10 protein-coding genes are annotated in these 12,142 nt (G+C 43.8%); 6 read left to right on the forward strand and 4 right to left on the reverse strand.

The features are described from left to right. Window positions 1-105 precede the first annotated feature (105 nt). Together rnt and OCU46_RS09760 are read left to right on the forward strand one after the other, a co-directional pair. The gene (gene rnt, locus OCU46_RS09755) at window positions 106-750 is read left to right on the forward strand and encodes a ribonuclease T (protein WP_141273425.1); all 645 of its coding nucleotides are present in this window, start codon (window positions 106-108) and stop codon (window positions 748-750) included. A gap of 33 nt (window positions 751-783) precedes the next feature. Beyond that, the gene (locus tag OCU46_RS09760) at window positions 784-2,109 is read left to right on the forward strand and encodes a Na+/H+ antiporter family protein (protein ID WP_141273423.1); all 1,326 of its coding nucleotides are present in this window, start codon (window positions 784-786) and stop codon (window positions 2,107-2,109) included. Window positions 2,110-2,178: 69 nt separating this feature from the next. Here OCU46_RS09760 and grxD read toward each other — a convergent pair whose 3' ends face one another. Then, the gene (gene grxD, locus OCU46_RS09765; protein ID WP_017027025.1) at window positions 2,179-2,508 is read right to left on the reverse strand and encodes a Grx4 family monothiol glutaredoxin; all 330 of its coding nucleotides are present in this window, start codon (window positions 2,506-2,508) and stop codon (window positions 2,179-2,181) included. Window positions 2,509-2,849: 341 nt separating this feature from the next. Here grxD and sodB point away from each other — a divergent pair, with 341 nt between their 5' ends. Together sodB and OCU46_RS09775 are read left to right on the forward strand one after the other, a co-directional pair. Then, window positions 2,850-3,434, forward strand: coding sequence for a superoxide dismutase [Fe] (gene sodB, locus OCU46_RS09770; RefSeq protein WP_141273421.1), 585 nt, complete (start codon window positions 2,850-2,852; stop codon window positions 3,432-3,434). Window positions 3,435-3,791: 357 nt separating this feature from the next. Next, complete coding sequence (locus OCU46_RS09775; protein ID WP_141273419.1) at window positions 3,792-4,469, forward strand: SDR family oxidoreductase; 678 nt, start codon at window positions 3,792-3,794, stop codon at window positions 4,467-4,469. An 84-nt stretch (window positions 4,470-4,553) separates the two neighbouring features. Here OCU46_RS09775 and adhE read toward each other — a convergent pair whose 3' ends face one another. After that, complete coding sequence (gene adhE / locus OCU46_RS09780) at window positions 4,554-7,226, reverse strand: bifunctional acetaldehyde-CoA/alcohol dehydrogenase (RefSeq protein WP_141273417.1); 2,673 nt, start codon at window positions 7,224-7,226, stop codon at window positions 4,554-4,556. A 604-nt stretch (window positions 7,227-7,830) separates the two neighbouring features. Between adhE and OCU46_RS09785 the strand changes: the two genes are divergently transcribed. Next, the gene (locus OCU46_RS09785; protein WP_141273415.1) at window positions 7,831-8,472 is read left to right on the forward strand and encodes a YchE family NAAT transporter; all 642 of its coding nucleotides are present in this window, start codon (window positions 7,831-7,833) and stop codon (window positions 8,470-8,472) included. 156 nt (window positions 8,473-8,628) lie between these two features. Continuing rightward, window positions 8,629-9,516 carry an ion transporter gene (locus OCU46_RS09790; RefSeq protein WP_208733579.1) on the forward strand — a complete coding sequence of 296 codons (888 nt, stop codon included), beginning with the start codon at window positions 8,629-8,631 and terminating at the stop codon, window positions 9,514-9,516. Window positions 9,517-9,776: 260 nt separating this feature from the next. Here OCU46_RS09790 and asd read toward each other — a convergent pair whose 3' ends face one another. Next, window positions 9,777-10,895: an aspartate-semialdehyde dehydrogenase gene (asd, locus tag OCU46_RS09795; RefSeq protein WP_141273469.1), complete on the reverse strand. Its 1,119-nt coding sequence runs from the start codon at window positions 10,893-10,895 to the stop codon at window positions 9,777-9,779. A gap of 181 nt (window positions 10,896-11,076) precedes the next feature. Then, entirely contained in the window at window positions 11,077-12,078 is a 1,002-nt protein-coding gene (gene yejK, locus OCU46_RS09800; RefSeq protein ID WP_141273413.1) for a nucleoid-associated protein YejK, read from the reverse strand. Window positions 12,079-12,142 lie beyond the last annotated feature (64 nt).

The following is a 12,142-nucleotide window of genomic DNA, read 5'->3' on the forward strand; positions in this document are numbered from 1 at the left end:
TACAGCCCTTTTGTCATATTTAGACTCAGGAAAATTAATGTATGGGTTTAGAAAACCTTATGAATCTGTAATAATGCTCGCCTTAATCCATATGCTTTGCTTGTTATGACTGTAGAAAATGAAGCTTTGACGCTAAAAAAACGATTTAGAGGGTATTTCCCTGTGGTTATCGACGTAGAAACCGCTGGTTTTAATGCCTCCACCGACGCGTTGCTTGAAATATGCGCAGTAACTCTGGCTATGGATGAAAACGGCGACTTGCATCCAGCAAGCACCCTGACTTTCCAAGTAGAACCATTTGAAGGAGCGAATTTAGAGAAGGAAGCACTCGAATTTATTGGAATGCGCGACCCTTTCAGTCCGTTGCGCGGAGCTATCCCAGAATCAGAAGCACTGAAAGAGATCTATAAACTGGTTCGTAAAGAACAAAAGCAAGCCGGTTGTAGCCGTGCGATCATCGTGGCACACAATGCTGCCTTTGATCATGGCTTTGTCTCTCAGGCTAGTGAACGCTCCAAATTGAAACGCATACCGTTTCATCCCTTTGCCACGTTCGATACCGCGACTCTTAGCGGCCTAGCTTATGGCCAAACCGTTTTAGCTAAAGCATGTAAAGCAGCTGAGATCGAGTTCGACAATAAAGAGGCACATTCAGCACTTTACGATACACAAAAGACCGCTGAGCTATTTTGTAAAATTGTCAATAAATGGAAAGCCCTAGGTGGCTGGCCACTGATTGGCGAAGAATAAACACAAACACAACTAAACAATTAGAGAAGTATAATGAATCCTGTTGTCATTTCCGTTTGTATCATGCTGCTATTGGCATTGATGCGCGTTAACGTCGTTGTTGCGTTAACTTTTAGTGCCATTGTTGGCGGACTTTCCGCAGGCATGAACATTACCGACACCATTGCTGCCTTTGAAGGTGGATTAGGTGGCGGTGCAACCATCGCTCTTAGCTACGCTATGTTAGGTACCTTTGCGGTTGCTATCTCAAAATCAGGTATCACCGATCTATTGGCACAGAGCGTGATTAAACGCATCAACGGCCAAGAGAACGACGCTGCATCGACTGGTCTTAAGTACGGTGTATTGGTTGCTCTTATCCTAGTGACTATGTCATCGCAGAACGTTATCCCTGTTCACATTGCATTTATCCCAATTCTTATTCCACCTCTACTTGCAGTGTTCTCTAAGCTAAACATTGACCGTCGTATGATTGCGTGTGTGCTGACCTTTGGTCTTGTTACCCCGTATATGGTTCTACCAATCGGCTTTGGTGGCATATTCCTAAACAACATCTTGCTGAAGAACCTTAACGACAACGGCCTTCAAAACATCACCGCCTCTGATGTGCCAATGGCGATGCTATTACCTGCACTAGGCATGATCACGGGTCTTCTTGTGGCGATCTTTGTTAGCTATCGCAAGCCGCGTACCTACAAAGAAACAGATATCACTCATGTAGACGCAGAGCCAAGCCACATCAATAAGAAACACATTCTTGTTGCGGTAGTCGCTATCGTCGCAGCGCTTTCTGTACAGCTGTACACTGGCTCAATGATCATCGGTGGTCTCGCTGGCTTCATGGTATTTACCTTTGGCGGTGTTATCGCATGGAAAGAGACGCAAGATGTATTTACCCGCGGCGTGCACATGATGGCTATGATTGGCTTCATTATGATTGCTGCAGCAGGTTTTGCGGCTGTGATGAAAGCAACAGGTGGTGTAGAGACTCTTGTTGAAGCTCTGTCTACTTCTATTGGTGACAACAAGCCTCTAGCGGCACTGTTGATGCTGATTGTTGGTCTACTGGTGACTATGGGTATTGGATCTTCATTCTCTACCATCCCAATTATCGCAACTATCTATGTACCACTTGCAACTGCTTTTGGTTTCTCTCCAATGGCTATCGTTGCTCTTGTAGGTACTGCTGCAGCTCTAGGTGATGCCGGTTCTCCAGCTTCAGATTCAACCCTTGGTCCAACATCTGGTCTTAATGCGGATGGGCAGCACGAGCACATCTGGCAAACAGTGGTTCCAACCTTCATCCACTACAACATCCCACTGATCATTTTCGGTTGGGTAGCAGCTATGGTTCTTTAACCTCGTTCCAAAATAGAAAAAGGCTTCCATATGGAAGCCTTTTTAATATCTACGCTCTTATAAAAGAGTTTATTCGCTAGCAGAACGTTGAGCTGCCTGCTTAATAAGAGGCTGAAGTTCGCCTTTCTGGAACATCTCGATGATGATGTCACAACCACCGATTAACTCACCTTCGATCCACAATTGTGGGAAAGTTGGCCATTGTGCGTAAGCTGGTAGCTCAGCACGGATATCTGGGTTTTGCAGGATATCAACATATGCAAACTTTTCACCACACGCCATCAAAGCTTGAGACGCTTGAGAAGAAAATCCACAGCTAGGAAGCTTAGGTGAACCTTTCATGTAAAGAAGGATAGTGTTTTGTTCAATCTGCTGTTTGATTTTGTCTAGGGTTTCCATTGCGTTCCTCGGATCCATTTACTCTATATAGTATTCCGTTATTTTACCCTACTAGCTTAGAATAAAAACCATAAACTATATATGGTTATTGTTGCGAAAATAGACAAAAGTTGGCGTAACCGCACTCTGTTGGTTACCAAATATTATAAATTTGTTGCCTAACCTTTTATTAGTATAAAAAATTGATAGAATGCAAACGAAGTTAGAGAACTAATTTGCACAGCGGTTCGTAATACTACCGACCCTGTCACATGCATTTGATAAGAAATCTCTTGTTGAGTGTAATTTGTTACTACATTGGAAGCTTAGGGCTTAGCCCACATAAATGGAGAACCGAGCAAATGGCATTTGAACTACCAGCTCTTCCTTACGCAAAAGACGCGCTAGAACCACATATCTCTGCTGAGACTCTAGATTTTCACCACGGTAAACACCACAACACTTACGTTGTTAAGCTAAATGGCCTGATCCCTGGTACTGAGTTTGAAGGCAAAACACTAGAAGAGATCGTTAAGACTTCTACTGGTGGTGTATTCAACAACGCAGCTCAAATCTGGAACCACACGTTCTACTGGCACTGCCTAGCGCCAAACGCGGGTGGCGAACCAACTGGCGCTGTTGCTGACGCAATCAATGCTGCATTTGGTTCTTTCGAAGAGTTCAAAGCTAAATTCACTGATTCTGCAATCAACAACTTCGGTTCTTCTTGGACTTGGCTTGTTAAGAATGCAGACGGTTCACTAGCAATCGTTAACACTTCAAACGCAGCGACTCCTCTAACGGAAGAAGGTGTAACTCCTCTTCTAACTGTTGACCTTTGGGAACACGCTTACTACATCGATTACCGTAACGTTCGTCCAGACTACATGAATGGCTTCTGGGCTCTAGTTAACTGGGACTTCGTTGCACAGAACCTAGCTAAGTAATTAGCTGATTTATAATGGAAAGGCTGCCTATTTAGGCAGCCTTTTTTGTTGTGTGTGGGTGAATATGCAATCTTGTTGACTAGACATGATAACTCATACATATTTCCATCAGTTCTTACCGCTTCTATCATTCAAACTGTGAGCTACTCCTTAGTTCAAGTAATTGCATATCATAAACACAAGAAATCACCATCTTGTTCACATCTTATTCACTATATTCGATCGTATAACTATGAGTCAGATATGGCTCTTAGATCCAATTAGCGGATTCAATTTTAGAGGGCTGTTGAGCCCTCTATTTGTCACTGCGGTGATCAGTAGTTTAATTTAAGCTCTGGAAAAATCAGGTGGTCAACAATGGTTATTCACAATTCCGTGGTATTAATTACCTCGGCAGGAACAATACTAGGGAGGACTCTCGCCCTTCACTTTGCCTCTCTTGGAGCAAAGGTTGTCATAACGGACAAAAATGCAGCTCTTCTCAAGGGTACATACAGAGAATGCATAGAGTCTGGTTTCAATGTGTGCACCTATGCCTTACCTGACGATACCCAGCATAATGTCGATGATATGTTTAGCTACATTGAGAACTTCTACGACCGTGGTGTTGATATCCTGATCAATAACTGGGAAAACCACCCATTGCCCACTCTAGTAAGCCCTACTCCGGCTGAAGAGTTTAGCGCACAGTTCTCTCATCTTGTTCAATCGCTGTTTAGTTGTGGTCACGCTTGTGCAGAGCAAATGCGCAAAAATCACCAGCAAGGTGTGATTGTTAATATTCTTACTAATGAAGGGTCGGAGTCTATCCTTGGCACCGAAAGCACCAGTTCCATGGTCAGTGGCTTAACAAAGAGCTGGGCTAAGGAGCTCAACCCCTTTGATATTCGTGTTGGGGGCATCTTGCCTAGCGTGCATCATTCAAGACATGACGACTATCAAAACAGCTTTGCTAACATCAGAGAAGAATTAATAAGAAATACCGAATACATTGTCTCAAACGATTCATTCAACGGACGAGTGATGTCCTGGTAGCTCAAAAAAAATCCCAGCACCTTTCAGTGCTGGGATTTGTCTATTCAGTGTGGGCTCTTTCAAGCCCACCGTTCAAGAGTCGAATTACTTCGCTTTAGCAGGCTTTTGGTCTGCTTTTTTCTTGATTACTGTAGTACCTTCGAACGTTTCACCTTCAACGAATGCTGTACCGTGGTAAGCAGCCATTAGAACTTCTTTTAGTTCTGTGATTAGAGGGTAACGTGGGTTCGCACCAGTACATTGGTCATCGAACGCTTCAACCGCTAGCTCATCAAGCTTAGCAACGAAGTCTGCTTCAGAAACACCAGCTTCTTTGATTGACTTAGGAATGTCTAGGTCAGTCTTAAGCTCGTCCAACCAAGTTAGAAGACGTTCGATCTTCTGAGCAGTACGGTCACCTTCTTGGCTTAGGCCTAGGTGGTCTGCAACTTCAGCGTAACGACGACGTGCTTGCGGACGGTCGTACTGAGAGAATGCAGTTTGCTTAGTTGGGTTATCGTTCGCGTTGTAACGTACAACGTTTGAGATAAGTAGTGCGTTAGCAAGACCGTGTGGCAAGTGGAACTCAGCACCAATTTTGTGAGCCATTGAGTGACACACACCTAGGAATGCGTTCGCAAATGCAACACCAGCGATAGTTGCAGCGTTGTGTACTTTCTCACGAGCGATAGGGTCATTAGCACCATTCGCGTAGCTTGAAGGTAGGTACTCTTTAAGCATCTTAAGTGCTTGTAGAGCTTGACCATCAGAGTACTCGTTCGCAAGAACAGAAACGTAAGCTTCTAGTGCGTGAGTTACTGCATCATAACCACCAAACGCTGTTAGAGACTTAGGCATGTTCATTACAAGGTTCGCATCAACGATAGCCATGTTTGGCGTGATTTCGTAGTCAGCTAGTGGGTACTTAGCACCAGTCTTGTCGTCAGTAACAACAGCGAATGGAGTAACCTCTGAACCCGTACCTGAAGTTGTAGTGATACATACAAGCTCAGCTTTTTGACCCATTTTAGGGAACTTGTAGATACGCTTACGAATGTCCATGAAACGCATTGCTAGTTCAGCGAAGTGAGTTTCTGGGTGCTCGTACATAACCCACATGATCTTAGCCGCATCCATTGGAGAACCGCCACCTAGAGCTAGGATAACGTCAGGCTGGAAGCTCTTCATTGCTTCAGCACCTTTCTCAACAACAGATAGTGTTGGATCCGCTTCTACATCGAAGAATACTTGAACTTCGATACCTTGAGCTTTAAGAAGCTTAACTACATCATCAGCATAGCCGTTGTTGAATAGGAAACGGTCAGTTACTAGGAATGCGCGTTTCTTACCTTCTAGATCACCAAGAGCGATTGGAAGGCTGCCACGACGGAAGTAGATAGACTTAGGTAGTTTGTGCCACAACATATTTTCAGCTCGCTTCGCTACAGTTTTCTTGTTGATAAGGTGCTTAGGACCCACGTTCTCAGAGATAGAGTTACCACCCCAAGAACCACAACCAAGAGTTAGAGAAGGTGCAACGTTGAAGTTGTAAAGATCACCGATACCACCGTGAGTAGTCGGGATGTTGATTAGAATACGTGCAGTTTTAAGCTTGTCACCGAAGTAACGGATACGGTCTGCGTTAGTATCTTGGTTAGTGTATAGGCCAGATGTGTGACCGATACCGCCAATCTCAACCATAGTTACCGCTTGAGCAACAGCATCTTCGAAGTTGTCAGCACGGAATAGACCTAGAGTTGGAGATAGTTTCTCGTGAGCGAATTCGTCATCGTAAGACACTTTACCAAGACCTTCACCAACAAGAACCTTAGTATCAGCAGGAACCTTAACACCCGCCATTTCAGCGATTGCTGGAGCAGGTTGACCTACGATCTTAGCGTTTAGGTTACCGTCGATAAGAAGTACTTTACGAACCTTGTTCGCTTCAGTTTTAGACAGAACGTAAGCCTTGTGAGAAGCGAAACGCTCTTTAACTTCGTCATATACAGAGTCAACTACGATTGCCGCCTGCTCAGAAGCACATACTACGCCGTTATCGAACGTCTTAGACATAAGGATAGAAGCAACAGCACGCTTGATGTCTGCAGTTTCGTCGATGACTACTGGAACGTTACCCGCACCAACACCGATTGCTGGCTTACCAGAAGAGTATGCAGCTTTAACCATGCCTGGACCGCCAGTTGCAAGGATAAGTGCGATACCGTCGTGCTTCATTAGGCCGTTAGATAGCTCTACTGAAGGCTGGTCAATCCAACCGATGATGTCTTTTGGAGCGCCCGCTGCTACTGCTGCATCTAGAACTAGTTTAGCTGCATCGTTAGTAGAGTTCTTAGCACGTGGGTGTGGCGAGAAGATGATGCCGTTACGTGTTTTAAGAGAGATTAGAGATTTGAAGATTGCAGTAGATGTTGGGTTCGTTGTTGGAACGATACCACAGATGATACCAACAGGTTCTGCGATAGTCATTGTGCCTAGGTTGTCATCTTCTTCCAAGATGCCACAGGTTTTTTCGTCTTTGTATTTGTTGTAGATAAACTCAGAAGCAAAGTGGTTCTTGATCACTTTATCTTCAACAATGCCCATGCCAGATTCCGCAACTGCTTGTTGAGCTAGTGGGATACGAGCGTGGTTAGCTGCTAGAGAAGCCGCACGAAAGATCGCATCAACTTTCTCTTGAGAAAAAGTTGCGAACTCTTCTTGAGCCGCTTTAACGCGAGCTACTAGAGCGTCCAGTTCAGCCATATTAGTTACAGGCATAATTATCTCCTAGATATTTTAAATTAAAAACTTTTTAGTAAGGTTTGTTAGTTAAACAACACAACTTAGTAAATAGCTTTCACAGACGAGTATATTATTTCACTCTGCGAATAAAATTGATTCAGATCACTTTGTTTGAAAGAACTACCACCAAATGGTTATTAGCTGAGCTTATTCTAAATGCCATATTGTATTACAAATACCGCAATCTGTGATACTGATCCCATCCGTGAAAGTACCTCTTTTACTACGTAATAAAAAATCCATTACGTCATAAATTTTCAAATCCTGTAGGCCATGTAAAACGTGCCAGACCCTAGTATAACCGTTGTTTGGTATAGGACAACGAGAAATTTTACTAGGTTTTTTATTTTTTAGCCCTCTTTGATAAGGCCGTACTACTCTTATGCATGAGCCTAAAAAACACTCAGCATTCTCTTCTTCCACCCTGAAGAACTTCGCATTAGTTTTTGTAATGCCAAATGCGCTATCTTTTAGAAAACTTCAGGCGAAGACTTGAAAGTTTCACTGGCGTAATTTCTCGTCCTTGATTAAAGTAGCGCGGAAATTTATTACACCCTGTTTTTCTTATTAAGGCTCGCTAATGCAAGGTATGGATGTTGCTGTATATCTACAGTTTTTTGTTGGCTTATTTGCCATTGTTAACCCTGTGGGCATCATGCCGATTTTCGTATCGTTAACTAATCATCTGTCCCCGGAAGAACGAATTAAAACGGCCTCAACAGCAAACATTGCTGTAGCGGTAATTTTGATCGTGTCCTTGTTTGCAGGTCAGATGCTACTTGATGTGTTTAGTATCTCTCTTGACTCATTTCGCATAGCAGGCGGCTTACTTTTAGTCAGCATTGCTTTTTCCATGATGAACGGCCAACTGGGTGAGCAAAAACAAAACAAACAAGAAAAGGCAGAGAGTATTAGTAAAGAGCAAGTGGGTGTCGTGCCGCTAGCTATGCCACTTATGGCCGGACCCGGTGCTATCAGTTCGACCATCGTATTTGGATCAAATCACTCAGGTCCAATTGATTATGTGGCAGTAACTATTACTGTAATCGTGTTCTCTTTTTGTTGTTGGGTGTTGTTCCGCTCTGCTCCCTTCATCGTACGTTTTTTAGGGCAAACTGGAATTAACGTCATCACACGTATTATGGGTTTGATACTAGGAGCGCTAGGCATAGAGTTCATAGCAAGTGGCATTGGCTCACTATTTCCTGGCTTGATGAGCTAAGCCGCATCAGGAAATACATTCTTATTCGTAAAAAAAAGCACCTTTTAGGTGCTTTTTTCGTTCTGGTTCAACAAATGTCTACTCACGGTTTCTTTTTCAAGCCGCCTGATAACTACGTGCTATCCTATTGTTATTGCTGATTTAAGTTATTTTGATATGCCACATCCAGAACATACCCTTAGATACCGACTTTATGTGATCATTTTTCGTACCGACACGCCATTAGGCCGGTGGTTCGATATCTGTTTGATTGCGTCCATCATCGGCTCTTTGCTGGTTCTAATCATGGGCTCTGTAGAATCAGTAGATGAAAGATGGGCAACACAGCTGGGTTATCTTGAAGTTATATTCACTGGCCTCTTTACCGTGGAGTATCTATTACGTCTGTATTGCTCTCCTAAGCCTTGGGCTTACGCGAAGAGCTTTTACGGCTTCGTGGACCTTATGGCCATTCTACCTTTCTATATAGCGCTACTGGTGCCAAACGCGCATTTCTTAGGGGTTGTAAGACTGCTAAGGGTAATGCGTATATTCAGAATCCTGAAATTGGTTCAATACATTCAAGATTCCAATGTCATCATGCGCTCCCTATGGAACTCTAGGCGCAAGATTTTTATCTTCTTCAGTATGGTTGCCATATTAGTGACTATTTTTGGTGCCCTGCTGTACATCATTGAAGGACCAGAGAACGGCTTTACTAGCATTCCTACCAGTATTTATTGGGCCATAGTTACCATCACTACCGTCGGCTACGGTGACATATCCCCTGTCACCACACTAGGCAGAGCAATAGCGTCATTGACCATGCTATTGGGTTATTCAATTCTGGCTGTACCCACAGGCATTATCACCGCTGAAATGAGTCAAGAAGTTAAGCAGCAGAAAAAAGTCTATAAAGACCATAGAGATTTGGTGATGTGCCCAAATTGTATGAAGAATGACCACGAACCCGATGCGTTTCATTGCAAACACTGTGGTAGTGAACTACCCGATCATGAAGAGCGCGTCGTGAAGATCACCAGTAGTACTACTGATTATGATTAGCCAAGTGCGACCAGAGTAAGAAGTTGTCATACTGGTGAATGGAGCGCACTTACTCAGCTCAAGAACCACCTAAGATTCCAGCTCAAGGCTGGAATGAAGGTAAAACCGGACGTTCGCTCTTTGTCTGCGCTGAACTATGTCGTCATTCAGGAAGCAACAGAGTTGCTATCCTGAATCCTAGAAAGATCGACTCTTCTCCACTCTAGAAACAAAAAAAGCGCCCATAGGGCGCTTTCAAATCAACTAAGCATTTAAAGCTATTAAGACTTCTCAGCCAGAATGATACGCAATGTACGACGCAGTGGTTCTGCTGCGCCCCAAAGTAGCTGATCACCAACAGTAAAGGCATTCAAAAAGTCATCGCCCATAGCCATCTTGCGCAGACGACCAACAGGAACAGACATAGTACCTGTTACTTTAGCTGGAGTAAGCTCTTGAGCAGTAATGTCACGCTCGTTTGGAATCACTTTAACCCAATCGTTATGCGTACCGATGATTTCTTCGATCTCATCCATAGGTACGTTTTGCTTAAGCTTGATAGTAAGCGCCTGTGCGTGACAGCGCATTGCGCCGATACGAACACAAGTTCCATCAATAGCAATTGGATTTCCATCTAGACCCAAAATTTTGTTCGCTTCGACGCCAGCTTTCCACTCTTCTTTGCTTTGGCCGTTTTCGCGCTTAACATCAATCCAAGGGATAAGAGAGCCTGCTAGAGGTGCGCCAAACTGATCGGTAGGGAAAGCATCAGAGCGGATAGTTTCAGCAACTTTACGATCGATATCCAAAATAGAGGTCGCAGGGTCTGCAAGTTCAGTTGCAACAGATTGCTGTACTACACCCATTTGAGAAATCAACTCACGCATGTTTTTCGCACCAGCGCCAGAAGCCGCTTGATACGTCATTGCGCTCATCCACTCAACAAGACCTTTCTCATAGAGACCGCCAAGAGCCATCAGCATCAAACTTACAGTACAGTTACCACCCACAAAAGTAGAGGTACCTGAGTGAATGCCTTGTTGGATCTGTTCCAAGTTCACAGGATCGAGAGTAATGATGGAGTCTTTGTCCATACGCAGTGTAGAAGCAGCGTCAATCCAGTAGCCTTTCCAACCCGCTTGTTTCAGCGCAGGGTAAACTTTCTCTGTGTAACTGCCACCCTGACAGGTCACGATTGCATCTAATTGCTTTAGGCTTTCAATATCAAAAGCATCCTGCAACATACCAGCATCTTTGCCTGCATAGACAGGAGCTGGGATACCCACCTGAGAGGTACTGTAGAAAACTGGCTCAATCAGATCAAAATCGCGCTCTTCTACCATTCGTTGCATTAAAACTGAGCCAACCATACCGCGCCAGCCAACTAAACCTACTCGCATCATCTCTATACTCCATGTAATTCAGGGAATGCACTGAAAGTTATCACCAGTGCTAATCAAGTTTCATTGTTGTCCTTCATATTTAAAAAAGTTGAGGCGAATGACAAGAATTTTTATGCATAAAGTGCAAAAAAAACGCAACCTCGAGGGTTGCGTTATCTTAACTGCTTGTTTTTAAGGGTTAACCCTTTCTTGTGAGCTGGTCACGTAGATTCGGTGGCGTCCCTTTGATCGTTAAAGTGTCTGTCTCTGGATCATAGAAAACACGCTCACCCATTAGCATGGCGTCAAAGCTGATATTCAACCCGCCACCAGCGCCAACGAACTTAGTTAGCTTACGCACAGCAGTTCTATCTCCAGGAAAGCTCTCTTCGAGCTCATAGCCTTGCTCTTGAGTAAAATCAGCAAAGCTAGTGCCGTCATCGCTTTTCGGCAACTCTTGAGACAGTTCACGAACTTCAACCTCATCACCGGCTTTGATCTGCTCGTTGCAATAATCCGCAACCTGCTTGCGATAAGAGTTAGCATCGTCTTTCTCTAACTTTGCATCAGCAACAAAGTCATCTACCGCTTGCATCAACACCAAGTTTTGCTGTTTAGTGTCTAGGCCTGTGTCTGCTTGTAGAAAATCCAAGAAGAAATCAGAAACCTTACGCCCTACTCGCCCCTTGATAAACGTCAGGGAGCGATTTGAGTCGCTGTCAGTTTGATAAGTCGACAGATCAATACGTGCCGCGATATCCATTTTAGAGATATCTAGGTAATCCGTAGCGCTAATATCTAGCCCTTCTGTCACTTTAAGGCTTTCGTTTGATGGAATAAGCGCAATAAACAGATAATCCGTAGCTAAAGACTGATAACGAGCTAGAACTAAAAACCCTTCCTCAGCAAAAGAATATTTGCTGATCTCAGAGATCAGTCGCTTGGCACTATTTTGTGAGAAAGTGTAAAAGTCGAGACCGTCAGATAACGTGTCGTCTAACCAAACCTTGAACTCGCTCTCATCTGAGAAGGTTCCAAAGCCTTTTCCTGCCTTTGCATTGAACACTCGGTGCAATTCAGCGACTAAACTTTCAGTAGATGCGTCATTAGCTAGGGCAGATTCACGGTAGTTAACCGTTAGCTGTTGCTCAGAATCTTTAACTAATTGATGCAAAATGACATTAGATAATTGTAAACTCATAGGAGATTTCTATCTCTTGTGATTTCAGTTGTTATTCAGAGTAGGTTATCATAAGCCGTTTCCA

The organism is Vibrio comitans (assembly GCA_024346835.1).
In the GTDB taxonomy this organism is placed as follows: domain Bacteria; phylum Pseudomonadota; class Gammaproteobacteria; order Enterobacterales; family Vibrionaceae; genus Vibrio; species Vibrio comitans.